Origin of the sequence: Brevibacillus reuszeri (genome assembly GCF_002897295.1) — a bacterium.
GTDB classification, from domain to species: domain Bacteria; phylum Bacillota; class Bacilli; order Brevibacillales; family Brevibacillaceae; genus Brevibacillus; species Brevibacillus reuszeri_A.
In genome coordinates this window covers 57,353-82,934 of sequence record NZ_BEXF01000014.1, presented here as the reverse complement: position 1 = coordinate 82,934, position 25,582 = coordinate 57,353, and the positions used below count along the sequence as shown (strand labels likewise).

Here is a 25,582-nt window from a genome sequence, read left to right as displayed (position 1 = left end):
CGTATACAGACCTTTCCATTATCTCGCAAAATGGTTGGAAATGGCACCCCGATCCATTATCAAACTGTCGGGGAGCAAAAGAATCTCTTCATCGGGCAGACTAAATAGATCAAACCCTAAAAGAAAATATCCCCATTGAAAAACCATAACGTTTACGTTAAGGTTATAGTTGTAATCAAACGATTCGTGATGAACTAACAAAAGGAAAGGAGGAATACCATGTATCGGATCGAGGAAGTCGCAAAAAAAACGAGCATGACCAAGCGCGCGCTACGTTATTACGAAGAGCTGGGACTCGTTTCTCCCTCTGGCAGAACGGACAGTGGCTACCGGATGTATACAGACGCCGATGTCGAGCAAATTTTGCATGTAAAGGACATCCGTGATTTGCTGGGAGCTTCGCTTGCAGAGATTAAAGAAATGATGGAGCTTAGTCGTTTTTACGATGAACAACGCGATTATTACAATCTGCACTACAAAGACCGGGAGCTTGATGGCGTGGAACTGCGCAAGCGAATCGAGATGTTACAAACGCTGGAGGAAACGCTCACGACACAACGCACTTTTCTGCAAAACAAAATGTCTCGGATGGCTGACCTATTGAGCAGCTACGATGAAAGGCTCAATCGAATCGTGAACAAGAAAAATGAATTGGAAGCAAAACATCAGGGAGGGAACAACTAAATGTCTGCGGATTCACATTCATTACGTACTATTTTGAAGCAACCCAAGTCGGCGTATGCGGTTGCCTTTGCCTGTGTCGTGGCCTTTATGGGAATAGGGCTGGTAGACCCGATCTTGCCGGCGATTGCTGCCAAGCTGGATGCCACACCAAGTCAGGTATCGCTGCTGTTCACCAGCTACATGCTGATGACTGGCGTAACGATGCTTATTACTGGTTGGCTGTCTAGTCGCATCGGTCCAAAAAGAACCATGCTTTTTGGGCTTCTTGCTATTATTCTGTTTGCTTTTTTGGGTGGTATGGCAAATTCGATTAATGGAATCGTCTGGTTTCGGGCCGGCTGGGGGATCGGGAATGCTTTCTTTATCTCGACCGCACTGGCTGTGATCGTGAGTGTCGCAAGCGGCGGAACCGCGTCCGCGATTGTTTTATACGAAGCGGCTATTGGACTCGGGATGTCTGTAGGTCCGCTTTTGGGAGGCTTGCTCGGGGGAATTAGCTGGCGCGGTCCGTTCTTTGGGGTTTCCGTGCTGATGGCGATTGCCTTTCTTGCTGTTTTTGTTTTACTCAATGATATACCCAAACCAAAAAAGCGCACGTCTCTGCTCGATCCATTCCGTGCGCTGCGCTATCCTGGGCTTTTTACGATGGCTGTGACTGCCCTGCTTTATAACTTTGGCTTCTTTACCTTGCTTGCCTACTCTCCATTCGTTCTGCACATGGATGAGCACAGCCTGGGCCTCGTCTTCTTTTTCTGGGGCGTCCTGCTTGCCATTACATCCGTGATTGTCGCACCGAAGCTGACAGACCGATTTGGCTCGGTTCGAACCTTGTATGTCATGCTGCTCTTGCTTGCCGTCGATTTGGCATACATGGGTTTTTCCGTCTCATCCCAAACAGGTCTGGTCGTCGCCATTGCGGTAGCTGGCGCCATTTTGGGGATCATTAATACGATTTTGACGACTGTCGTCATGGATGTGGCTCCTGTCGAACGCGCGGTTGCTTCCTCTGCCTACAGCTTTGTCCGCTTTGTAGGTGGTGCTATCGCTCCATGGCTCGCGGGGAAGCTGGCGGAAGTGTACAGCTCAACTGTTCCATTTTACGTCGGTGCCCTCGTCGTTCTCTTTAGCATCCTGGCTTTGTCCATGGGACGTCGTCATTTATCTGCTGTAAAATAACGCACCAAACGAACAATCACCTGCAACGATGCATGGAAGTACCACACGCATCGCAGCAGGTGCTTTTTTCTCTCTTTATACTTCTTCGATCAATCGCGCTAACAATGCAGCGCGGATCGGTATTTCACCCAGTTCGATCCATTCTTCCGGCGAGTGCGCGTAGCCACCCTTTGTACCGAGTCCATCCAGCGTCGGAATTCCGCAAGCGGCGGCAAAATTTCCGTCGCTGACGCCCCCCGTACCCGATTCTTGCAAATCCATTCCTAGCTCATTCTTACTGATGGATTGGGCCAGCGAAAATAAAGTCCCGGTATCTTCGGTTCGTTCCATCGGTGGACGGCGAATGCCTCCCGTTACGCTAATGGTCGTGCCATTAAGCGTCGGTGTAAGCTCCCGAATCACTTTTTCGATCCGTTCTGCCTCCTCCATGGAAACGATGCGCACATCAATCCCGGCCTCTGCATAATCCGCCACAACATTTGATCCGATTCCGCCCTTGATCACGCCGACATTCACAGTCGTTCCTTTGGTGTAATCGGTCAAGCTGTGCAGAAATTGAATCTGCCGAGCAAGCTCTTCAATCGCTGAGACTCCTTTTTGATGATCCACACCAGCGTGAGCAGAAATTCCCTGAACAGCGAGGGTAAAATGGGCACTGCCCTTGCGCCACGTCTTCAATGCGCCAATCGGCTCTGTCGGTGGCTCCAGAACAAAGCTGGCAACGGAACGTGCCGCTTCCTCCTCTACCAGCTGTCTGGATGTTGGACTGCCGATCTCTTCGTCGCTGTTTAATAGCAAAACGATTTTTTTATCAGCAGGCATACGATCTTGCTTGACCAAGGCCCGCAGCGCAAACATCGCTTGCAGTACGCCTGCTTTCATATCATAGACGCCCGGTCCAAAAGCTTTTCCATCACGGATCGCAAATGGCCTGCGAGCCGCTTCTCCCTCCAGCCATACAGTATCGTAATGACCGATGATCAGGATTTGCTTATCGCCTTCGCCAAGCGTACAACGCACCTGATCGCCATATGTAGCATTCGGGATCAGCTCTGCCCTTCCACCTGTCAGCCGTTGAAACTGTAGTGCGAACCAGCCCGCCATCCGGTCGCCCAGCGCTTTATCTCGCGAAGGCGAGTCCATGTTGACTGCTTCCTCAAGTAATTGAAGAAAGTGGGTCATGTTGTCTTGCAAATAAGTGTGAATTGACATAGTGCCTCTTCCTTAATGAGATTGTGAATTGAGTCCGAACAGGCGCTCTAGTCCGTACACTTTTTCAAGCAGCACGATAAATACCAGGCTCAGCAGGATAACGACCGCAGAGATGGAAGCCACCAGTGGGTCCAACGTCTCCTGCATATAGGTAAAGATCGCGAGCGGCAGCGTGGTAGTATCCGGCGCCACCAAAAAGAGGGAAACCGTCACATTATCAAACGAGGTCAAAAACGAAAAGATCATTCCTGACACAATAGCCGGGCGCAACAGCGGGAGCGTGATGTCCCAGAACACCCGAAGCGGATGGGCGCCCAGCATGTAACCCGCCTTTTCCAGCGTATAGTCGAACGTGCTCAGTCCCGTCAGTACCAACCGTACAACGTACGGGATGGAGATCAAAATATGGGCCAGCAACAGTCCGGTAAAGGTTCCTGCGATGCCAATCCGGGTAAAAAACAGCAGCGCTGAAATCCCGATGATCAGGGATGGCACCGTAAGCGGAGAGAGCATCAATGCATTGATGACTCCACTACCACGAAACTTGTACTTGGAGAGGGCAAAAGCAGCCAGCGTTCCAAGAAATGTCGCCAAAATGGCAGTGATAGCAGCCAGCTTGAGACTCGTCCACAGCGATTCGATAAACTCTGGTCGTTCCAAAATCATCGAGTACCACTGCAAGGAAAAGCCTTCAGGCGGAAATGCGAGATACCCAGCAGCCGTGAACGAGCTCGGGATGATGACCAAAAACGGCAGATTGACCAAAATAAGCACAAAGAATGTGATGAGTCCGAGTACGTTGATCTTTTTCATGACGCAAACACCTCTTTATACCTCTTCGTTTCAATCAGTTTCGTATAGAGTGTCACCAGGAGTATCGTGCTACCCAATAGCAGGAAGGCAAGCGCAGCACCCAGCGGCCAGTTTAGTGTAGCCATAATTTGTTCATACGCAATTACCGGCATAACCTTTACCGATGTTCCACCCATGAGAGCCGGAGTGACAAACGCACTCATCGACAAGCTAAATACAAGCGTCGTGCCAGCGATAATACCTGGCAAGGTCAGTGGTAGCGTCACTGTAAAAAAGGTGCGGGCACGCGATGCGCCGAGTATCGAGGCTGCTTTGGACAACGAAGGATCAATTGCATACATGCTGGTAGCCAGTGCCAAAACCATATAGGCAATGAACGAATCTGTTAGACCAATGACGACCCCTAGTTCGTTGTACAAAAGCCGCAGTGGTTGCTCGATGAGACCGAGCTTCATCAGCGTCTCATTGATCCAGCCCTTTTCCCCAAGCACAACCACCCAACCAAAGTTGCGAATAACCACGCTGATCAGATGGGGCGCAAGAATAAACATCGTGACAATTCCACGCATTTTTCCAGATGCCTGTGCCATGTACATCGCCACCGGGAACCCTAGCAGCAAGGTAGCCAGCACCGTCCAGAGGCTAACCCGAATCGTCCGCCACAAAATTTCCAAATAAAACGAATCCTGTATAAAAAGCGCATAGTTTTTCAACGTAAATGCTTGATTGTCATCCTGGAAGCTGAGCATGAGCATAAGCAGCATCGGCAGAATAAAAACGCCCAGTAGCACAATCATCGCAGGTGCAGTCAATAGTGTGATCGAGAGACGTTTGTTCATCCGTCATCCCCTCTCAGCAGGCATGATCAGCACGTCTTCTGCATCCCAATTGCAGTAAACCGTTGTACCCGCTTCCCGTTCTGCTGATTTGTCGGACATCTGGACTTTGACAGAGAGCGTATGCTTGCCTGCCACAACCTCGCATTCTGTGTACGAGCCTAGAAAAGAAGCGAGCTGCAAATGCCCTTCTACCTGGTTCGCACCCGTGTGCACTCCGGTGTCTGACAGCTTGATCTTCTCAGGTCGCACAAACACAATCACTTTTTGCTGAAGAGAGAAATCGCGCGCTTGCTTGGCTGCCTGGATCAAAAGGCCGCCTGTCGTTCTCACCGTGATACCGTCTGCGTCAATCGCGATGATTTCGCCCTCCATCCGATTCGTTTTACCAATAAAGGTATGGACGAATTCAGAGGCAGGCTGATTGTAGATTTCGAGTGGTGTGCCAATCTGCTCGACAAAGCCGTGATTCAAAACAACGATCCGATCGGAGAGAGCTAGAGCTTCCTCTTGATCGTGCGTGACGAAGATCGTAGTAACACCGATTTCCTGATGCAATCGCTTCAGCTCATCGCGTAGCTCCTCACGAAGCTTCGCGTCCAGATTACTGAGCGGCTCGTCCAGCAATAAGAGCGAGGGCTCGATCACCAGCGCACGCGCTATGGCGATACGCTGGCGTTGTCCACCAGAGAGCTGCTTCGGATAACGGTCGGCGACATTCGGCAGCTTGACCAGCTCCAGCACACGCTTCACACGCTCCTGCATCTCCTGCTTTCCTATTTTTCGCAGCTTTAGACCGTACGCAATATTTTCTGCGACCGTCATATGCGGAAACAGCGAGTACGTCTGAAACACCATTCCCAGCTCACGTTTATAAGGAGGTACCCCGTTCATCCGCTGACCCTTGATCAGCAAATCGCCGCCATCTGGGTCCAAAAATCCGGCAATCATGTTCAGTGTCGTGGTCTTCCCGCAACCGGATGGGCCGAGAAAAGCGATAAACTCCCCTTGCTCCACCTGCAGGTTGAAGTCTTGAACCACGACATTGTTTTGAAATTTTTTCATGATGCCGCGTAGTTCGACGTCAATCACCTTGGACACGTGCATACCTACTTTCCTGTTTTAGGTGCAATTTCTTTATTGAAGCGATCCAGCCAAGCAGATGTTTCTTTACTGATTACGTCATAGTCAAAATTCACGACTTTACTGCGGTCAAATTCGAGCGTTTTAGCTACATCATCCGGCAGCTTCACAGCGGTAGCTGGGTTGTAGTACAGCTTTGTTGCATACATCGTTTGTACTTCATCTGTCAAAAGGAAGTCGACAAATGCTTTTGCAGCTTGTGGATGCTTGGCACCTTTTACCAAGGTAGCTACGTTCGGTACGATATTGCCGCCCTCAGCCGGGAAAACGAACTCAAGTGGCAGACCTGCTTCTTTTTGCGTTAAGCTACGTGCCATTGTCCAAGTCGTGTAGGCAGCTGTTTTGCTTTGCAGGTTTTGCTGGAGCTGCGCCGCGCTTTTCGCAAAGGTAGGCATGTATCCTGCAATCGTTGCCATTTTTTCGAAGCCTGGTTCAATCACTCGCTCGGAACCGCCATTGGCGTACGCAAGCATGATCATGGTTGAACGACCGAAGTTGCTCGCTACGTCTGTCATGGTGATGTTGCCCTTCACTTCAGGCTTGGCCAAATCATTCCAGGACGCGGGAACAGGCAAGCCTTTTTCCTTTACCAGCTCGCTATTATAGGAGATACCCATCGGCGTAAAGTTGACGACGACCCCACTATCCTCTGTTATCTTCAAATCATCCGGAACGTTTTTCATATTCGGGATATCCGCTGCGGAAACCGTTTCCCACAAGCCCTCTTGGCGCCCCTTCTCCTGTTCGCCGCCCTCTACGATGGTCAGGTCGATTTGCGGAGAGTTTTTCTGCGCTTTTACCTTTGCCACGATTTCAGTCGATACCCCGGATACGTATGTAAGCTTTACGTTCGGGTACTTTTCATTAAACTTTTTGAAAACCTCGTCCTTCATCAGCTTTTCAACAGTCGCACCGTTTCCTGCAACGACGAGTGTGTCTTCGAGCTGTACCTGTGCTCCGCTGCTCTCATTCGTGCTTCCCGCAGCAGGTGCTGGAGCTGGAGTAGGTGTTTGCGTTGTGGATGAGCCACAGCCTGCAAGCAGAGAACCAGTTAAAGCGAAAATGGACAGTACGGACAATGCCTTTTTCTTCACGTAAATCGACCCCCGATTTGTCTAAGTTGTTCACGAATAGAGAACGACGTTTGCTATTCGAGAACGATAGTGATATACTACCATAAAGAAACTGACTATTCAAGGTAGTCATATTAAAAGAATCATTGCCTCAATTTGAAGAACAAGCTTATGATAAAGGCACCACGATTGAGACTAGCTTTATTAGGACATATGCTCGCAAAAGGAGACGTTTTTCATGGATCAAGTATTGTCTTCTGTTCGAAATAGTTGTCGGCTGTTAAAAATCTTCCTCGATTCTCCAAAGGAGCTAGGGGTAACAGAGCTCAGCAAAAAGCTGCAGCTGTCCAAAGGCGCTGTGCACAAGCTGCTTTCCACATTGGAATCGGAGGGCTTCATCCGACAAAATGAAAAAAACAAGCAGTATACACTAGGCTATACGCTGCTTGAATTGGGTACCAAAGTACTGACAAACCATGATATCGTCGATTTTTCCAAACCATTTCTAAGTAGGCTTGTATCTCGTACAAATGAGCTGGCTGTATTGTGCGTGCAAGACTCCAAGGATGCAATCTATGTAGCAAAGGAAGACTCACTACACCCGATTCGATTCACAGTCGAGTCCTTCCGGCGTTTCCCGCTCTATTCGACTACAGCAGCTAGGGTACTGCTCGCTTATCAGTCTGAATCGTTTCAAGATGAGATTTTGGCAGAGCCACTCAAAAGCTATACACCTCATTCCTACAACTCAGTAGAGGATATCAAAAATGATCTTGTGGCGATCAAAGAACGCGGCTATGAAATCAGCTCCAATCGACGCAATAATGGAGTCACAGGAATCGCCGCTCCGATCTTTGATTCCACCGGGCAGGTGACAGCATCTGTCAGTGTCATTGGTCCGACTGATCGCGTACTGCCGAAAAAAGAAGAGATTTTACAAGAAACACTCGATACCGTCAAAGAAATGTCCATTCAGCTAGGCTATCGCTTATCGTAATCAGCGGACATGAAAAAACCTCCCACACATCGATTTAACGACGATGCATGGGAGGTTCATTTTTTTACTCACCTAGCTGCTTTGCATATTTTTCTCGCATGGACTCCCAGTGAGACCACGGCCAACCCTTCACCTCACCAGCCAACGTTTCCTCCAGCAGATCGAGATGCACATGCCAGCCTGCGAGCATATAAGAAAGCCGCTCTGGCACACGGATGGTATGAGTCAGCACGAGTAGACAGCCATCTGCTTCAGGCGTCAATTCCCAGCGCACCAACGATTCATTCGCATCATCAGTGTTCCACGTGTACGCCAAAATGCTGCTCGCTTGTACCTGCATCACTTTGCCATTCATCACATCACCTGTATTGGCAAACGTAAGCTGGATGCGCCCTCCCTCGGTTAACTCTATTTCTGCTGCCGCCAGCCATTCCACGAGCTTTTTCGGCTCTGTGAGCGAAGCCCAAACATCATCGACGGTATAAGGCAAATGTCGTTCAAAGCGCACAACACTGCCACCCTCTACCTGCTGAACGGTTCCATCCATCTACGTAACCTCCCTGTCAAAAAAATGCTGCCAACTGACGCCAGAGTGCAATCACCACGACACCTGCGAGCAAAGCCCAGACGATTTGCTTCTTCCAAAGTCCAACAGCAAGTGCGGCTGTTCCGGCTACCATATACTCCGGGCTCCATGTCCCATTCGGTGTGTGAAACAGAATCGGCGGTATCGTCATCGAGCTGAACACTCCGACTGGCACCATAGCCAGTCCTCTTTTCAGCCAAGCAGGAATCTCCAAACGAGAACTGATTACTAGCATCGGAAATCTCGTCAAATAGGTTATGATTGCCATCAATCCGATATACAACAGAATTTTATCGTTCACCGCTCACCGCTCCTATCCCCACTGCCATCAAGGTTCCTGCGATGACCGCAACTGTTGCTCCGCCTAGGGCATACCCGATGCAAGCCACTGCTGTAGCACCGAGGGCAACCTTGATGTGAAAAGATGAGATGAGATTGACGGCAAGAAACCCGAGAAACGTAGCGATAAAAGCAAAATCAAGACCGTACGCTTCAGTCTGCGTAAAAACAGTCCCGAACCAGGCACCGATGAACGTACTCCCATTCCAGATGACATAATCGACAACGCTTGCTCCTGCAAAAAACGAAAGACTCGGTTTTTCCCCCGATGCTAGATAAGTTGCTTTTAGCGCATATGTTTCATCATTTAACATACCCGCCATCAGCGACAGCTTCCAGGGTGCCGTTCCACTAAATTTCGGTCCCAATCCCAGCCCGTATAATAAATGTCTGGCATTGAGCAAAAGCGTAGAAACCAAAATCGGCCAACCGACAATCCCCTGGGAAATGAGCCCAACGGCTGCAAATTGGGACGAGCCCGCATTTACTAACAGGGAGAACAGCATTGCCTCTGTCACACCCAAGCCTGCTTGTCTGGCCAAAATCCCGAAAACCAATCCATCGACAATCCCGGCAGCTGCTACCGGAAGAATTTGTCTTGCCCCTTGCATAAACAACGATTGTGACACCCTTGGTGCTCTCCCTTCTCTTCTCCCAAAAAATCCCTACACTTGCATATGTTTTTGATTTTTGGCCATGTTTGCTCGCATGTATGGCTCCCATGCCGCTCGAAGCAACCGTATCCCCGTATTCATCGCGTCAATTGTCTGCCCACCGAATCCAAATTGAAAGGTAGGCAGCTCTTTTTTCGTCGGATCTACCCACTTGTGCGCTGTTGGATATACACGAACGCCTACAGAGGCAGCGATTTTTGCCAGTTCACCAGAGGTACAGGCACTGTTTACCTCCACGGTTACCGACAGACCTGCATCTTGTCCCTTGACACGAATGCATGGCCCCATTTCTTCCTGCAATAGCTGCAGCATGGCATCATGCTTTTTCCGATAAAGTGTCCGCATTTTACGAATATGCCGCTCCCAATCTCCGTTTTTCATAAATAGCGCCAGCGTCTCCTGATGAATGCGTGATGCCGTTTGATCAAACGATGCCAGGTTTTCATGATAGATGGGCAGCAGGTCAAAAGGCAGCACCATGTAGCTCATCCGGATAGAGGGCAGCAATGATTTGGAAAAAGTCCCTAAATAAATTACACGCCCCTCCGTATCCAAGCCTTGCAGGGAAGGAATCGGTTTTCCGTTGTAGCGGAACTCCCCGTCGTAATCGTCCTCCATGATATAGCTCTGAGTCCGATTCGCCCAATTCAGCAGCTTTACCCGTTTAGCGTACGGCATCACGATTCCCGATGGGTCCTGATGAGACGGCGTCACGTAGACCATCCGCGCACCACTTTCCGTTAGCGCTGCTACACTAATCCCGTCCTCCTCAAGCTTAATCGGACGAATCTCAAAGCCAAGCTGTGAAAAAACAGTACGAACTCCCTGATAACAAGGCTCCTCGATCGCAACAACTCGCTCACGTGTGCCGAACAAAAAGCCAAGCAGACAAATCAACACCTGTGTCCCTGATCCTATCACAATTTGCTCTGCTGTCACCTGAACACCACGCGCGCGCCTCAAATAACGGGCAATCTCTTCTCGCAGCTCCGGCTCTCCTTGGTAGTGGCCATAGTAGAGCACACTCTTGTTTTCTCGCTGCATACACTGATTGCTGTATTTGCGCCACAATTCATATGGAAAATGATCTGAATCGACCCGCGCTTGGTGAAAATCATACTGGATAGGCGTTGCACTGTAGTCAGCGTTTGATCCTTCCAATGATAGCTCTAGATCTGGCGCGGATGACTCTGTATGATTTCGCTTCAGCATCGGCCCATCCCAGTCCATATCGACCACATAAAAGCCGCTTCTTTCTCTGCTCTCGATATAGCCTTCTGCCAAAAGCTGATGATACGCCGTTTCTACCGTCGTTTTACTTACATGCAAGAAACTGCTCAAGGCTCGTACAGATGGCAGCCTCGTTCCTGAAACAAACCGTCTGCTTCTTATCTCGTTGCAAAAATAACGATATAGCTGCAAATAGAGCGCTTCGTTACTCTCTTCAAATCGCGGGCTAATATCTAGCATATCGGACCTCCTGTGCCATCTGACCTGTTCGTGTTAGAAAGATCCGTCGATGTCATGAAGTGCAAATATTCTCTACTCTTCATCATAGCAGAAGACTCGTATTTGAAAAGAAAAACCGATAGAGCTTTCACCCCATCGGCCATACCATACTTATGCGAGATAAGCTTCACGTACCTGCGGATTCGCCAGCAACGTGTGTGCATCGTCTTTCATAATAATTTCTCCGGTTTGAATGACATAGCCGCGGTGAGCAACGGAAAGTGCTTGGTTTGCGTTTTGCTCGACCAGCAGAATCGTCATGCCTTCTTTGTTCAGCTCGGTGACGATGTCAAAAATTTGCTCAACCAAAATCGGTGCCAGACCCATCGACGGCTCATCGAGCATCAAAATTTGCGGCTTCATCATAAGACCACGCGCGATCGCAAGCATTTGCTGCTCTCCACCCGACATCGTACCGCCCTTTTGTTCAATCCGTTCCTTTAGACGAGGAAAGTATGCAAAAGCGCGTTCTATTCCTTCTTCAATCACTTTTTTATCCGAAACTCCGAAGGCACCCATCTCCAGGTTTTCCCGTACCGTCAGCTTTGGAAAAATTCTGCGTCCCTCCGGCACATGTGCGATGCCAGCTTTGGCAATATCATGCGTACGCATCTGCGTAATGTCCTTCCCATTAAACAGGACCTTACCTTGCTTGGCACGTGTCTGACCACAGATGGTTTTGAGCGTGGTTGACTTCCCTGCACCGTTGGAGCCAATCAGTGTTACCACTTCACCCTGATTCACCGTAATGCTTAATCCCTTCAATGCGTGGATGCCGCCGTAATAGGTATGAACCTCTTGCAGTTCCAATAATGCCATATTTCTTCCTCCTCCTACGACACTTCCGACGCGCTTTTTCCGAGATACGCCTCAATTACGTTCGGGTTATTGCGAATTTGCTCCGGTGTGCCCTCAGCGATCTTGCGTCCATAGTCCAATACGTGGATGTATTCGCTGAGGCCCATAACCAGCTTCATATCATGCTCGATCAAAATTATCGTCAGGTCCAGCTCTCGTTTCAATCGGCGGATGAAGTCTGTCATCTCGACCGTCTCACGTGGGTTCATCCCCGCTGCGGGCTCATCCAGCAAAATAATCTGTGGATTAGTCGCCATCGCCCGGGCAATTTCCAGCCGTCGCTGCAATCCGTACGGCAAGCTTCCTGCCGCTTCATTGGCGATATGCTCGATCCCCACATACTCCAGGAGCTGATAGGCTTCGACACGGGCCTTTTCTTCTTCATTACGTACCCGCTTTGTATTGAACAGGATGCCTACTAGTCCCGCAGATAAGCGGCTGTGAACACCAACCATTACGTTTTCCAAAGCCGTCATTTGCTTGAACAGGCGAATATTTTGGAATGTACGGGTAATGCCACGACTAGCGATCTGATCCGGGCGCAGCTTTTTGATGCTCTTGCCGTTCAGCAGGATTTCTCCCTCATCTGGCTCATAGAACCCGGTAATCATATTAAAAAACGTTGTCTTTCCAGCCCCGTTCGGACCGATAACAGCAGTAATGCTTCCTTTTTCAATGGCAATCGAAACGTCTTGATTCGCTACCAGTCCACCAAATCGTTTCGTTAAATTTTTCGCTTCCAACAATGCCATGCTATACCCCTCCCTGTCCGTTACGACTGTTTGCCAGAAGACGCCCCTGTGAGCTTGCCCAAAATGCCGAGCTTCTCTTTGGTAAACGGACTGTTCTTAATCGAATCAAGATCATTTTTCTTTCGCTTGGCTGGTATCAATCCATTCGGACGATACAACGCCACAAGAATCAGCATGATCCCGAAGACGAGTCGCTGGAACTTGGACGGGTCCAACTGGTTAGGCAAATTGATGATGCCCGATTGCTGCAAGCTGTGCAGGAAGTTGGAGAACTCCTTAAGCAGCTGCACTTGCAGGATCGTAACGAAGGCCGCACCGAGAACAACGCCTGGAATACTGCCGCTGCCCCCCAAAATAACCATGACCAAAATTCCGATCGATTCCATCAGGGTAAATGAAGTCGGGTCAATAAAGGTTTGCTTGGCAGCAAAGATAACTCCGACCACACCTGCAAACGATGCGCCCGTAGCAAAGGCAGCCAGCTTTGTATTCAAAAGGGAGATTCCCATCGATTGAGCAGCCAGCTCATCCTCGCGAACCGCGATCCAGGCTCTACCCATACGAGAGTGCTCAAAGCGGATGTTTGCCACTACGATAAACGCGATTACGAACAGAACGATGAAATAGAAGTAGAACGGCGTCCCCATCTTAATCCCAAAAATTTCAGGAGACGGAATCGGGGTAATCCCTTGTGGACCGTTTGTAATATTGATCGGTTTGTCCAGGTTGTTAAAAATAATTCGGATAATCTCACCGAAGCCAAGCGTAACGATAGCGAGATAGTCCCCTTTTACCCGTAAAACAGGCAAACCAAGTAATATACCGAACACTGCCGCCACAATCAGACCTACAATCAAAAACGGCCAGAACCAGTCACCCGACAGTGGAAACAGATTCCCTGCGATGAATTCGTTCGCTTGGGACGTAGAGAAAATCGCATAAGCATACGCTCCAGCAGCGAAGAACGCTACGTAGCCGAGGTCCAGAAGACCAGCAAAGCCAACTACGATATTCAGGCCGAGCGCCATGGCTACGTAAATGCCTACCTGTGAAGCTACCTCCATGTAGTAGCGGTTTTCCCCGGCTACCAGCGGAATAATAATGAGTAGCACCGCTGCCCCGACAATCATTTTTACCGTTTTAGAGGCGTTGGTGTAATAGATCAGGACGATGGACGACAGAATGCCGAGAAATGCGATAACTGACTTGTCCATAAAATGCAGTGCTGCTGCAAAAGCAGCGATCCAAACCAACGTGACGACGAGAGGGATGCCTTTGAACGATTTCCATGCCATGTTTGCCATTGGATTCACCTACACTTTCTCTTTCACAGCTTCGCCAAACAGCCCTTCCGGCTTGAAGAGAAGCACGAGGATTAGAATACTGAATGCAAACACGTCTTTGTACTCGGCACCAAACGCTCCGTTTGTCAGCGGTCCCATGAACGCACCGGAGAGCGATTCCAGCATTCCGAGCAGAATACCACCAACCATGGCGCCTCTCAGATTACCGATCCCACCTAATACGGCAGCAGTAAATGCTTTCAGACCGAGAATAAAACCGATGTACGGGTCAATCGTACCGTAGTTTTGCGAGAACAATACGCCTGTTGCTCCACCCAGACTGGAGCCGATCAAAAAGGTAAGCATGATGACTTTGTCTACATTGATTGTCATAAGCGAAGCTGTGCTTTGATCCTGAGCAACGGCGCGCATCGCAATTCCCCACTTGGTTTTGCCCACGAACAAGGTAAGACCGATCATCATGATAATCGCAAGAACGATAACAACCAAGCCCTTTGTCGGGATCGACGCCCAGCTTCCCAGTGGGATGGTCCCTGTGAAAAGCGCCGGTGTGTTCAAATAAAACTCGTTACGAGCAAGCGCTTCTGTAAAACGGACCAGGTCTTGCAGCAAGAAGGAAACACCGATAGCGGAAATCAATGGTACCAGACGAGGTGCGCCCCGCAGTGGCCGATACGCCACCCGCTCAATTCCGACCCCAAGTGCTCCGGTAATTACCATCGCAATAATAAGCGTTATGAATAGTGCGACAAATGGATTCATGCCTTCCAGTGCCCCCAAGGCGTCAGAGATCAATAAAACCTCTGTTCCCACAAAAGCACCCACCATAAATATTTCTCCATGAGCGAAGTTAATAAATTCCAAAATCCCGTAAACCATGGTATAGCCTAGTGCCACGACAGCGTACATGAATCCAAGAATCAATCCGTCAACTAACACCTGAGGCAAAATGTTTAGCATCATGCTTATCCCATCCCTCATTTCTTTCCAATACTTGTTTAAATTTTCTGCATTTAATACAACGACCGGACATGGGCCACTTACGTAAGCAGATCTCCTCCCAAGGCTTCTGCATAGAAAAATGCGACCGCAATTTCGCGAAAAAGCTTTCATGCGCTCCAGAATTCATTAGCACTGCTGATAAATTCTTATACGTAGAAAAGGGACGTACACCTATGTGCCGCCCCTATAGTATGTGAGGCATGATCAATCGTGCTATGATGTCAGGTACTTCTACTTTGTCTTACCGGTTATCATGTTTTTCAAGAATAGTGCTTTGGTGGTTTGTACATGTTTTGAGGGTGATGTTTTCTTTGTTCACACATTTTCGGAAATAGGCTTCCAGAGGCTTGTTCGCGGTTAAGTTGTACTCTTCTGCCCCAATCATCCAGCTTGTAAATTTGTGTCATAAATCCGGGACACGAAAACAACATATGGAATAATTGGATAATATTATCATATCAGAAGAACCTAAGCCGTTGCCACACATAAATAGGACTTTTATCCTTTTTCATGTGAATTCTGCCTTCTGGATGTAGACCTCCGGAATTACTTTTGATCAGGGGTCTTGCTGTTATCTAGTTAGTACGGTTCTATCGTTCTTCTGCTTGCAACCCTTTCTACCAATACCGCAGATTGAATGCTTGCGTAAGAGCTTTTTGTCATGCGGAATGGAATCCCCCTTTATCTTTGTTTAATCATTATTGTAAAATAAATCGGAAAATTTACAAGAGAAAAAAATATTATCTTCATATACATATCCAACATGCACATGAAAATAATGATTACCTTACTTATAAACGCTTCTTTTGAAATGAAACTTCTATACTAATGGAAGGGAGGGAACCAATAATTTTCCACTTTTCACATCAATAATTCCTTCTGAAGTGAGCCGCGCATACGGTAAATGGGTAGCTGTAAAGAACAGGATCGAGTATAGCGGATCGAGGTGAGCATGCCCTTTTTGTCGAAGCTTCTGGGTCAAGTCCTCCGCCATCTGGATGACTTCCTCCATCGGTGCGTCTGAAAATCTTCCAGCCAATGGCAGCGGACATTCACATACGATTTCTCCTCTATCGATCAGCACTACGCCTCCGCCAATCTCTCTCATCCGATCAAGCGCCCGCTTCATCGCTTCGGGATCGCGGCCGATGACAATCCAATCCTCCGAAGCTGTATAAGAGCTCGCCAAGCCTTCCAGGTCGGAGCCATAGCCGCGCAATACCGCCTGCGTACGTCTGCCTCCCGCCGGGTCGATACTTGCGATATACGCCAACTCCGGATCGTGCTCGACTGAGACATAACCGTTCTCATCAATCGGCAGCTCCGCCATTTCCAGTCGGGTAATGACCGCATTCAGCATGTGCAGGACAGGTGTTTGACCCGCTTCGGGACGCAAGCGGAACCATTCGACTGACGTTTGCTTCTCAAAATCATCCACTGGAGGAAACTGAATCTTTTCCCAGTGCGCCTGAATCGTCGGAATGAGTAGCGTATCATTTTTGGCAGCACACTTTCCGTTTGCAATAACCAGTTCAGGGGTAGGCTCGTATTTATCTGATAAAACTAGCAAATCTGCCAGACGTCCTGGAGCAATTCCCCCAATTTCCCCATCCATACCGTAATAAACAGCAGGATTCAGCGACGCCATTACATACGCTTCCTCTGGAGGCATTCCCGCCTCAATCGCGACTCGAATCGTCCCATCCATAAGACCATTGCGATGCATCGGAGGCGTACTGCCATCCGAGGTCAGCATCATTCGCCCTGACCAGGGCTGCCCAAGCTCCAGCCACCCTTTGACCAGTTCAGGCAAGTCCGGACGAATCGAGGAGTGACGCAGCGTAGCGTACATGCCCAGCCTGAGTCGAGAGAGCAAATCCTCTGCGGTAATTCCCTCATGGCACGCCGTAATGCCTGCAGCGGACGCTATATTTAGTGTTTCAACCGAAGCACCCGGATGATGTCCCTCCATGCGTTTTCCCAGATCAAGCGCATGCTTTAAGCCAAACAGTACCTTTTCATCCTCGGACAGCACACCAGACCAGCTGGTAAGCTCTCCTCCCTGTACGACACGCGGATGCTCCAGCATACGGGCCAAGCCTTCCTTGGTGAATTGCGGATGGTCCTTGCCCGTCTGTGGATCGAGCCGTGCCCAAAAAAACTGTTTGACTGGGTGATCAGCTAATGACTCCATGATTTCCTTTATTTGCTCAAACGGCAGATTCATCAACATCAAGGAATCAGATACGAGTGCAGTCGTTCCGTGCTTGAGCGCAAAATCAGCCAAGGTATACGGGTTATACCATTGAAATGGATGGGCATGAGGCTCTATATAGCCCGGAACCAGATACTTTTCGCTTGCGTCAATGATCTCGGTATTCTCATCCACAAGCGGTTCTTTTTCACCTACATAAGCAATTCGTTCTCCTGACAGGGCAACGTGTACCTGCATCCATTCCTTCGTATATACATTCAACACATTCGCACCTTGAATCCATAGGCTAGCTGGTGCTAGTCGTCTGCTTACCCTCATCAGATTCACATGGTCTTCACTCGATAATGGTCTTACGCGCATGGTTTTTATCTCTCCTTACTGTATCAATTTCGTCGTCTGACCAACTGAATGCTCATTCATTATGTACTTACTGCTTCGTCGTTCATTGGTACTTCCCCTGCTTTTTCCTGCACTTGCTAGCAACAATTTCCACGGGTGCAATCATCACAATAGCTACAGACTAGCCATAAGAAGAAGCGACTGGAGGCTATGACTATGCACAAAAATGTGGGAACTACTGATGCAATGATCCGGATTACTGGCGGTCTGCTTGGCTTGGCATACGGAGTCGGCAAAATGAGTCGTCGTCCTTATAACACGCCTTGGTTTTTGCTAGCTTTTTCTGCCATGAAAGTAGCAGAGGGCGTTACACGTGTTTGCCCCATGTACTCAGCGATGGGTGTAAATACGGTCAAAGCGAATGGCATGCAAAACATAATGGACAAGGCAAAGCAAAAAGGGATTCAAGCTGTCATGAATCAGGTAACCCGCTCCATCGGCATGACGGGCAGTACTGATAAAGCGCAGAGCCAAGACAAAAAGAATCAATCGGCAACCGCCCAATCCAGTACTACTAACACAACTAGTGCAACCACTGCAAGCGGTAACGACTTCTCCCGCAAGTCACAGCTGACTGCTGAGGACGAGCAACTAGAGAGAGCCGCACGCGAATTCATTTCCTACCGTTCCCAAGAAAAGAACGAGCAAAAATCCAACACATATCCAACTTATTCTTAAGGAGGCTGCACCTATGCTTACAGTCGGACCTCCCTTATACGAATGGCTTTCCCACAACTTTTTTGTCATCGCTGCCATCATTGGCGTCATTGCCGTCATGGGCTACTACGCCTACAACCTCACCAGAAAAAAAGGGAGATACCGCCAGTGAGGCGGTATTTTCTTTTTCGTTTACACATTTACTTGCTTCACTTATAATTGTCAAAGCAAGTATTTTCAGATGAAAGAAGGGTCACACCTTGATTGACCAATGGAAAGATGAACCGATTGGCTTTCTGATCGGCAATACCTATCGGCGAATGATCCACCATGTTTCCACGTACCTGCGTGACTTCGATCTGACAACCGAGCAATTCGCGGTGTTGTTCAGGCTTCGCGAGCAAGATGGCATCAATCAAAAAGAACTCGCTCTACGCTCAGCCAAAGATCAGCCAACAATGACACGCTTGCTGGACAACTTAGCCAAAAAAGGATGGATTGAAAAAAAGCCGTGTCCACAAGACCGGCGAGCATTTCTCATTACACTGACTCCAGCAGGACGGGAATGGGTAGAAAAAGCAATCCCAGTTGAAGCGGTTGCTGTCTCCGAAATATTGGCGGATATCCCGGCTGAACAGTTGGAATTCTTAAAGGACATTCTTTTGCGAATCAACACAAACATCAACAGTCATACAAAAGAGTAGGAGTGACATCATTGGGAGAGGCTAGAGAGAAACTATGGACGAAAGATTTCGTCCTTTTAACTGTTTGCAATTTGATCTTGTTCAGTACGATTCAGATGCAGACCCCGACCTTTCCGGCATACGTAAAAGAGGCCTTTCAAGCAGATGATTTTGTCGTCAGCCTCGTCATCAGTCTGTTTTGTATCGCCGCTGTCGTTGCCAGGGTTTTTACAGGGGAAGCACTGAAAACAAGAAGCAGCAAAATGCTTGCCATCATTGCTTTATGCTTTGTCGGACTTGCAACTGCGGGGTATTATTTGGCGGGCGGTATCGCCTTTTTCTTATTGATGCGCATGCTTGTCGGGGTCGGCTTTGGAATGGGAAGCACTACCTTCCCCACTATTGTTTCCAACGTGATTCCGAACAAACGAATTGGCGAAGGGATGGGCTATTTCGGCTTGTCCACCAGTCTCGCTATGGCACTCGGTCCTATGATCGGCCTTGCCATTTTAAATACGTTCGGATTCGGTTCGATGCTCGTTACTGTCGTTCTTTTGATCGCGCTTATTTTTCCGTTGATGCAGCTCATACGTGCATACAGCAGACCGACAGCGCCTCCGCAAAAAACAGCTGCACCTTCGCCAAAAGGTCTTGGGCGGTTCTTTGATAAAAAGCTGCTCCTGCCTGCCACATTGAATTTTTGTCTGTCGATTACGTATGGCGGTGTGCTCAGCTTTTTGGCTCTCTATGGAAAAGAAGCCCACATAGAAAATGTCGGTGCTTTCTTCTTGTGTAATGCCATTGCGATGGTCTTGATTCGTCCGTTTTCCGGAAAGCTGTTTGATCGCAAAGGTCACATGGCTGTCTTGCCACCTGGCGCGATTTTCGTTGGTATCAGCCTGCTTATCCTGTCGCTTGCTCATACGCAGTCTATTTTGCTCGTTTCTGCCTTCTTCTACGGCTTAGGGTACGGCACGATCCAGCCGTCGATCCAGGCCTGGATGGTTAAGCAGGTGACTCCAGAGCAGCGTGGGATGGCTAATGGCGTGTTTTTCAACTCAATCGATCTGGGGATTGCTGTAGGCTCCATGCTTCTCGGCGTCCTCGCTACTCATTCGAACTACTCGGTTATGTACCGCTGGTCAGCACTCAGTATGCTCTTGTTCCTCGTCGTTTACTTCCTGTCCCAGCTGGTAGGAGCCAAAGGGAAAAAAGCTGCTGTAGCTACGGAAAACGCCAGTATATAAATCGTAAAAGACCCAGGTCAGCTTTTATCGCTGCCTGGGTCTTTTCATTACGAAAGAAAAAGTTCTCTTACTTTTGATGCTTCATCGCTTTTGCCGCGATATCAGTGCGGTACTGAGCACCCTCGAAGGAGATTTCCGCAACAGCCGCATATGCTGCTTCACGTGCTTTTTCCAGGTTTTCACCTGTGCCCACTACGCCCAGCACACGTCCACCACTGGTGACGATTCCTTCATCTGTTTCTTTGGTACCCGCATGAAACACGGTGACTTGATCTCGTACTTTGTTCAAGCCTTGGATGACTTGACCTTTTGGATACTCACCCGGATAGCCAGGAGCTGCCATCACGACACAAACAGCGCTGCCTTTTTTCCAGGTAACATCCACTGCATCCAGCTCACCTTTGATCGTTGCAACGAAAATATCCACCAAGTCTGTTTCCAACAGCGGCAGGATCACTTGTGTTTCCGGATCGCCAAAGCGCGCGTTAAACTCCACTACCTTTGGGCCTTGCTCCGTGATCATGAGGCCAGTATACAGGATGCCTTTGAACGGAATCCCGTCACTTGCCATCCCTTTCGCCATTGGCTTCACGATCGTTTCCACGACCTCATCAACCAATACGTCAGACATGTGCGGAACAGGTGCATAGGTTCCCATACCACCTGTATTCGGTCCGAGATCATCGTTAAAAATTCGTTTATGGTCTTGGGAAGTAATCATCGGCTTCACCGTTTCCCCATCGACAAAAGCGAGCAAGGACAGCTCTTCACCGCGCATGCATTCTTCGATGACGACCCGTGCTCCCGCTTCACCAAATACATGGTCCTGCATGATTTGACGAAGTGCTTCCTCTGCTTCCTGAAGTGTCTCTGCCACTACAACGCCTTTGCCCGCAGCGAGTCCGTCTGCCTTGACGACAATCGGTGCTCCTTTTTCACGAACATACGCAATCGCAGATTCGTAATCAAGGAACGATTCGTACTCTGAGGTCGGGATGTTATAGCGTTTCATCAAGCTTTTCGCAAAGGATTTGCTTCCTTCAATCAACGCCGCTTTTCCGTTAGGACCATAGATTGGCAGATTGCGCTCCTCAAAGAAGTCCACGATCCCGCCAAGCAAAGGATCTTCGGGACCGACCACAGTCAGATCAATTCCTTCATCCTTGGCAAACTGAGCCAGTGCAGCAAAATCGTTGACGCCAATCGGTACATTTTGTGCCAATCCAGCGATACCGCCATTGCCAGGCGCACAGTATACCTTTTTTACCTTCGGGCTTTGCAACAGCTTCCAGGCAATCGTATGCTCACGACCGCCGCCGCCAATGACTAATATATTCATCGTGTATGCTCCTCCTGTGGGAGAGGGATTAGTGTTTAAAGTGACGAGTACCGGTAAAGATCATGGCAATTCCAGCGCGATTGCATGCATCGATAGACTCTTGGTCGCGGATAGAGCCGCCAGGTTGAATAATCGCTGTGATACCTGCTTTTGCAGCTGCTTCTACTGTATCGCCCATCGGGAAAAAGGCATCGGAAGCCAGTACAGAGCCAATCGCCCCCGCCACCGCCTGTTCAATGGCGATCTTTGCTGCACCCACACGGTTCATCTGCCCCGCGCCAACACCAATCGTCATGTTGTCTTTTGCCAGTAAAATAGCATTGGACTTGACGTGCTTGACTACTTTCCAGGCAAATGTAAGCTGAGCCAGCTCTTCTTCTGTTGGCTTGCGGTCTGTGACCACTTGAATTTCGCTCTCTTCCAATTGCTTGTAGTCAAAATCTTGAACCAGAGCGCCACCCGCTACTGGAGCGACACGGAAACGATTGTCTGCTTTTTTGTCTGACTCACTCAGTGCCGGGATGCGCAGCAGACGCAGGTTCTTTTTCTCAGTAAGTACTGCGAGCGCCTCTTCGGTAAAATCAGGAGCGATGATAATTTCCAGGAAAATTTCTTTCATAGCCAGAGCTGTTTCGCGGTCGATCGAGCGATTAGCTGCTACGATTCCACCGAAAATGGAAACAGGATCTGCTTCATACGCTTTTTGGTAAGCTTGGCGAATATCGCTGCCAATTCCTACACCACATGGGTTGGAGTGCTTGATCGCAACTACAGCCGGCTGGTCGAATTCACGTACAATCGCCAAAGCCGCGTCAGCATCGTTAATATTATTATAGGACAATTCTTTTCCATGCAGCTGCTCAGAATAACCGATGCTGAGGCTGCTCGCCAACGGCTCACGGTAAAAAGCAGCGCGCTGATGCGGGTTTTCACCGTAACGCAAGTCTTGAGCCTTTTCATAGGTCACTGTGTAGCTCTCAGGCAGCAGCTCGCCCACCTCTTCACTGAGGTAACGGGAGATCAAGGCATCGTACGCTGCAGTGTGACGGAATACTTTTGCAGCCAGCTTGCGACGGGTTTCCAAAGTAGTATCACCGCTAGCTTCGATTTCCTCCGCAACCTTGTCATAGTCAGCAGCATCTACAACAACACTGACAAAAGCATGGTTTTTCGCGGCAGAACGCAGCATAGTCGGCCCACCGATATCAATATTCTCAATAGCATCTTCGTATGTCACATCTGGTTTGGCAATGGTCTCTTTAAAAGGATACAAATTCACAACGACCAGATCAATGGTTTCAATGTTCAGTTCTTGTAATTGCTTCTGATGAGCTTCATTATCACGTACAGCCAAGAGCCCGCTGTGGATATTCGGATGCAGCGTTTTGACGCGTCCGTCCAAAATTTCCGGAAATCCAGTTACTTCGGATATGCCAATGACAGGAACACCTTCGGCTTTTAACAGGGAAGCCGTACCTCCGGTTGAAATGATTTCTACTCCGGCAGCTGCCAGTCTACGGGCAAACGGAATCAATCCAGTCTTGTCAGAAACGCTGATCAACGCTTTTTTCACACTCACGGATAGAACCTCCTGACTTTTAGTAAACACGAACATTCCTTTCCTATTAAAACATAATTGTACGCTTCTATCAAGGTTTTCATCTTAGTTAATTAGACCCTGCCTTAGACGAATTTCTTCCTGCAAAACAAACGCAGCCGCCCATGCCTGTTCGGCACTCGCGACTGCACTCTACAATCTCTATGTGTGGACTAACGCTTTTTCTTGCCTTTTCCAGATAATTTTTTTACACGCTCAGCCAATGACAGATGCTTGCTTTTTCCAACAGCTCTGGTTGGTTTTTTGGTTCTCGTCTTACTGGTTTTCGCTTTTACATCTGTTGGCATCAATTTGCCGATATCATCCATAGTTAGGGACTTCCCACTTTTCATATGGTCCTTGACTTTTTCCTTCGTTTCCTCAGGCACATCAAGTCCCATGTCCGACAACTCATTGAGTACGGAGTCAATATTTCCTCCGCCCTTGGGCATTTTCTCAGCCAGCTTCATAATATCGTTTAGCGTCCATTCACGCCCCGTTTTCCTGCTTAGCTTGCCCAGCAAATCAGCAACAAAGTCTCCGCTCAGGTCCAGCCCCTCCTCATTTACACGGCTTCTTTCTACTGTATGTCGGCAGAAGCGGAAAGGTTTGGGTTTTTGAAAAGTATTGACAAACTAGGATTGTCGCCCATATACTGCGGTAGATACAACGATTGCCAAAACAATATGGAACCGTTCCCGTTAGGTGAGGCTCCATGATGAACACAGGCCACTGCCCGGAAATGTCGAAAGACGCCAATGGGTAGAACAGGGATTGCCGGATTAAGGCTTTACTTAAGGTGGCTGAGCATGCTTGATTGCTCTACGTTGTCATGTGCCAAAACTCAACTTGGGGAAGCGTGTAGGTAGTGCTTTTTTAAGTGTGTTGTTTTTTCTATGCACTTTTTTATTGGCATTTCCAGGCTTCCCTGCAGACGGGAAGCCTTTTTTGTTGATTCCAGGGAGGTGAGCTGCTTTCAGTAGTCGATCATGTCACTCAAATAAGATTTTGAATAGGAAAGGAGCTCACCGCTGCTTGGAATGCGGTAGCCACCGCCGATAATGCAGCTTAGTGCACCTTTCCCTACTTTTTAGTAAAGGCAGGGTGAAAACGATGCTAAACATTTATCGCAGCAATGAGTTTGGAGAGCTCGTAGCACGAACTGATTTTGAAAAAGGCTGCTGGGTTCATTTGACAGAACCGACGCAAGCAGAAATCCAGCACGTCTGTGATGCTTTTGCGATTGACCAGGAATTTTTTCGCGATGCTCTTGACGAAGGCGAACGTGCCAGAATAGAAAAGGATGAGGATTGCACGATGCTCATCGTAGAGATCCCTGTCCTCAGCTCAGATGATAAAATACGTACGATCCCACTCGGAATCGCCATCCAGAACGATTGCTTCATTACGATTAGCCTCACAAATACTCCCATCCTTGAGGATTTTGTCTCTGGCCGCGTCAAGCATTTCCACACGTTTATGAAAACAAGGTTTGTCCTTCAGATTCTTTATCGGATGGCCTTTTACTATTTGCTGTACCTGAAGCAAATTAACCAGAGACGGGAAAAAATGGAGGAAGCCCTCCACAAATCAGTCCGAAACAAAGAGCTTTTTTCGTTATTGGAGATTGAAAAAAGTCTGGTTTATTTCACGACAGCATTGACCAAAAATAACATTTTGCTGGAGAAGCTGTTCAATGGCAGCTACCTGAAAATATATGAGGAAGACAAGGAGCTATTGGAGGACGTCATGATCGAAACCAGGCAAGCGATCGCCATGACGGAGGTATACAGCTCCATCATGAGCTCGATGATGAATGCCTTTGCTTCGGTAATTTCAAACAATGTCAATCACGTTGTCAAAATATTGACTGCCATTACGATTGTACTTGCTCTGCCTACCATGATTGCGAGTATATACGGAATGAACGTGGAATTGCCTTTGCAGAATGATAACCATGCGTTTTCCATTATCATGCTGCTCTCGCTTGTGTCCGCACTGGTTACAAGCCTGATCTTTTGGAAAAAGAAATACTTTTGATGGGAATAAAAAAGCAGTGGGTGCTCCACTGCTTTTCTTTACACACCTTTCATTTGTTTCGCCAGCTCATAAATTGTCTTGGTTTTTAGAGCCTGCTCCATCTGTCGCTCGGCATCCATCACAACCTGTTGAATCAGGCACTCTTGCCCATGATTAAAGCTGCATTCAAATAAAGAGGTAGTGCCTTCGATCGCATGAATGACATCCAAAAAGGAAATCTCCTCATAGTTGCGCTTGAGTCGGTATCCGCCATTTGCACCGGATACAGAATGGATAAGACCTGCCTTGACCAGCTTGGTCAGCATTTTGGACAGATAGGTTTGCGAAACCCTCAGCTTCTCTGCTAATATCTGCACACTAACGGGCTTGTCTGGCGCTTCCATTACGAGATACAGCATCACATGGAGCGCATTGTCGGTTGCCTGTGAAAACTTCATAAGACACCTC

Annotated in this window: 26 protein-coding genes and 1 riboswitch; of the genes, 8 read left to right on the top strand and 18 right to left on the bottom strand. The window is 48.5% G+C overall.

The window, feature by feature from the left end:
• The first annotated feature begins 219 nt into the window (after nt 1-219).
• Entirely contained in the window at nt 220-684 is a 465-nt protein-coding gene (locus C3B52_RS21285) for a MerR family transcriptional regulator (RefSeq protein WP_103108396.1), read from the top strand.
• Entirely contained in the window at nt 685-1,860 is a 1,176-nt protein-coding gene (locus C3B52_RS21280) for an MFS transporter (protein WP_103108395.1), read from the top strand.
• Nucleotides 1,861-1,935: 75 nt separating this feature from the next.
• On the opposite strand, the gene C3B52_RS21275 is transcribed toward C3B52_RS21280, so the two are convergent.
• The 5 genes from C3B52_RS21275 to C3B52_RS21255 are packed head-to-tail and all read right to left on the bottom strand — an operon-like array spanning nt 1,936 to nt 6,958.
• Nucleotides 1,936-3,072, bottom strand: a complete 1,137-nt coding sequence (locus C3B52_RS21275) for a M20 family metallopeptidase (protein ID WP_103108394.1) — start codon at nt 3,070-3,072, stop codon at nt 1,936-1,938.
• Between the two features lie 12 nt (nt 3,073-3,084).
• The gene (locus tag C3B52_RS21270; protein WP_103108393.1) at nt 3,085-3,885 is read right to left on the bottom strand and encodes an ABC transporter permease; all 801 of its coding nucleotides are present in this window, start codon (nt 3,883-3,885) and stop codon (nt 3,085-3,087) included.
• A complete protein-coding gene (locus C3B52_RS21265) occupies nt 3,882-4,724 on the bottom strand; it encodes an ABC transporter permease (protein ID WP_103108392.1) in 843 nt (280 codons plus the stop codon). Before C3B52_RS21265 ends, C3B52_RS21270 begins: the two co-directional genes overlap by 4 nt.
• A 3-nt stretch (nt 4,725-4,727) precedes the next feature.
• A complete protein-coding gene (locus C3B52_RS21260) occupies nt 4,728-5,822 on the bottom strand; it encodes an ABC transporter ATP-binding protein (protein WP_103108454.1) in 1,095 nt (364 codons plus the stop codon).
• An 8-nt stretch (nt 5,823-5,830) separates the two neighbouring features.
• The gene (locus tag C3B52_RS21255; protein WP_103108391.1) at nt 5,831-6,958 is read right to left on the bottom strand and encodes an ABC transporter substrate-binding protein; all 1,128 of its coding nucleotides are present in this window, start codon (nt 6,956-6,958) and stop codon (nt 5,831-5,833) included.
• A 217-nt stretch (nt 6,959-7,175) separates the two neighbouring features.
• On the opposite strand from C3B52_RS21255, the gene C3B52_RS21250 reads away from it, so the two are divergent.
• Nucleotides 7,176-7,934: an IclR family transcriptional regulator gene (locus C3B52_RS21250; protein ID WP_103108390.1), complete on the top strand. Its 759-nt coding sequence runs from the start codon at nt 7,176-7,178 to the stop codon at nt 7,932-7,934.
• 64 nt (nt 7,935-7,998) lie between these two features.
• Here the strand turns inward: C3B52_RS21250 and C3B52_RS21245 are convergent, their stop codons facing one another.
• The 9 genes from C3B52_RS21245 to C3B52_RS21205 all read right to left on the bottom strand — a co-directional run bounded on the left by C3B52_RS21245 (nt 7,999) and on the right by C3B52_RS21205 (nt 17,533).
• Nucleotides 7,999-8,481, bottom strand: a complete 483-nt coding sequence (locus C3B52_RS21245; RefSeq protein ID WP_103108389.1) for an SRPBCC family protein — start codon at nt 8,479-8,481, stop codon at nt 7,999-8,001.
• Nucleotides 8,482-8,497: 16 nt separating this feature from the next.
• Nucleotides 8,498-8,821, bottom strand: a complete 324-nt coding sequence (locus C3B52_RS21240) for an AzlD domain-containing protein (RefSeq protein ID WP_235615808.1) — start codon at nt 8,819-8,821, stop codon at nt 8,498-8,500.
• The gene (locus C3B52_RS36240; RefSeq protein ID WP_123058864.1) at nt 8,811-9,488 is read right to left on the bottom strand and encodes an AzlC family ABC transporter permease; all 678 of its coding nucleotides are present in this window, start codon (nt 9,486-9,488) and stop codon (nt 8,811-8,813) included. The genes C3B52_RS21240 and C3B52_RS36240 overlap by 11 nt, the downstream gene beginning before the upstream one ends.
• A 36-nt stretch (nt 9,489-9,524) precedes the next feature.
• Nucleotides 9,525-11,003, bottom strand: a complete 1,479-nt coding sequence (gene pdxR / locus C3B52_RS21230) for a MocR-like pyridoxine biosynthesis transcription factor PdxR (protein WP_103108388.1) — start codon at nt 11,001-11,003, stop codon at nt 9,525-9,527.
• 150 nt (nt 11,004-11,153) lie between these two features.
• A complete protein-coding gene (locus tag C3B52_RS21225) occupies nt 11,154-11,861 on the bottom strand; it encodes an ABC transporter ATP-binding protein (protein WP_103108387.1) in 708 nt (235 codons plus the stop codon).
• A gap of 14 nt (nt 11,862-11,875) precedes the next feature.
• Nucleotides 11,876-12,652, bottom strand: a complete 777-nt coding sequence (locus C3B52_RS21220; RefSeq protein ID WP_103108386.1) for an ABC transporter ATP-binding protein — start codon at nt 12,650-12,652, stop codon at nt 11,876-11,878.
• 20 nt (nt 12,653-12,672) lie between these two features.
• The gene (locus C3B52_RS21215) at nt 12,673-13,956 is read right to left on the bottom strand and encodes a branched-chain amino acid ABC transporter permease (RefSeq protein WP_103108452.1); all 1,284 of its coding nucleotides are present in this window, start codon (nt 13,954-13,956) and stop codon (nt 12,673-12,675) included.
• Nucleotides 13,957-13,965: 9 nt separating this feature from the next.
• Nucleotides 13,966-14,916, bottom strand: a complete 951-nt coding sequence (locus C3B52_RS21210; RefSeq protein ID WP_201264924.1) for a branched-chain amino acid ABC transporter permease — start codon at nt 14,914-14,916, stop codon at nt 13,966-13,968.
• An 862-nt stretch (nt 14,917-15,778) separates the two neighbouring features.
• Complete coding sequence (locus tag C3B52_RS21205; protein ID WP_103108384.1) at nt 15,779-17,533, bottom strand: adenine deaminase C-terminal domain-containing protein; 1,755 nt, start codon at nt 17,531-17,533, stop codon at nt 15,779-15,781.
• Nucleotides 17,534-17,728: 195 nt separating this feature from the next.
• Here C3B52_RS21205 and C3B52_RS21200 point away from each other — a divergent pair, with 195 nt between their 5' ends.
• The 4 genes from C3B52_RS21200 to C3B52_RS21190 all read left to right on the top strand — a co-directional run bounded on the left by C3B52_RS21200 (nt 17,729) and on the right by C3B52_RS21190 (nt 20,159).
• Entirely contained in the window at nt 17,729-18,250 is a 522-nt protein-coding gene (locus C3B52_RS21200; RefSeq protein WP_103108383.1) for a YgaP family membrane protein, read from the top strand.
• Between the two features lie 13 nt (nt 18,251-18,263).
• A complete protein-coding gene (locus C3B52_RS36560; protein ID WP_162839496.1) occupies nt 18,264-18,401 on the top strand; it encodes an EYxxD motif small membrane protein in 138 nt (45 codons plus the stop codon).
• A 148-nt stretch (nt 18,402-18,549) separates the two neighbouring features.
• Nucleotides 18,550-18,933 (top strand): MarR family winged helix-turn-helix transcriptional regulator, encoded by a 384-nt coding sequence (locus C3B52_RS21195; protein ID WP_103108451.1) that lies wholly within the window; start codon nt 18,550-18,552, stop codon nt 18,931-18,933.
• An 11-nt stretch (nt 18,934-18,944) separates the two neighbouring features.
• A complete protein-coding gene (locus C3B52_RS21190) occupies nt 18,945-20,159 on the top strand; it encodes an MFS transporter (RefSeq protein ID WP_103108382.1) in 1,215 nt (404 codons plus the stop codon).
• Nucleotides 20,160-20,226: 67 nt separating this feature from the next.
• Here the strand turns inward: C3B52_RS21190 and purD are convergent, their stop codons facing one another.
• The 3 genes from purD to C3B52_RS21175 form a co-directional block, all read right to left on the bottom strand.
• Nucleotides 20,227-21,498 (bottom strand): phosphoribosylamine--glycine ligase, encoded by a 1,272-nt coding sequence (gene purD, locus C3B52_RS21185; protein ID WP_103108381.1) that lies wholly within the window; start codon nt 21,496-21,498, stop codon nt 20,227-20,229.
• A 28-nt stretch (nt 21,499-21,526) separates the two neighbouring features.
• Nucleotides 21,527-23,077, bottom strand: a complete 1,551-nt coding sequence (gene purH, locus C3B52_RS21180; protein WP_103108380.1) for a bifunctional phosphoribosylaminoimidazolecarboxamide formyltransferase/IMP cyclohydrolase — start codon at nt 23,075-23,077, stop codon at nt 21,527-21,529.
• Nucleotides 23,078-23,268: 191 nt separating this feature from the next.
• A complete protein-coding gene (locus C3B52_RS21175) occupies nt 23,269-23,619 on the bottom strand; it encodes a hypothetical protein (RefSeq protein ID WP_235615807.1) in 351 nt (116 codons plus the stop codon).
• Nucleotides 23,620-23,785: 166 nt separating this feature from the next.
• Nucleotides 23,786-23,958: riboswitch (M-box (ykoK) riboswitch) on the top strand.
• Nucleotides 23,959-24,208: 250 nt separating this feature from the next.
• Here C3B52_RS21175 and C3B52_RS21170 point away from each other — a divergent pair.
• Complete coding sequence (locus C3B52_RS21170) at nt 24,209-25,135, top strand: magnesium transporter CorA family protein (RefSeq protein ID WP_103108378.1); 927 nt, start codon at nt 24,209-24,211, stop codon at nt 25,133-25,135.
• Nucleotides 25,136-25,173: 38 nt separating this feature from the next.
• Here the strand turns inward: C3B52_RS21170 and C3B52_RS21165 are convergent, their stop codons facing one another.
• Entirely contained in the window at nt 25,174-25,572 is a 399-nt protein-coding gene (locus C3B52_RS21165) for an RrF2 family transcriptional regulator (protein ID WP_103108377.1), read from the bottom strand.
• Between the last annotated feature and the right edge of the window lie 10 nt (nt 25,573-25,582).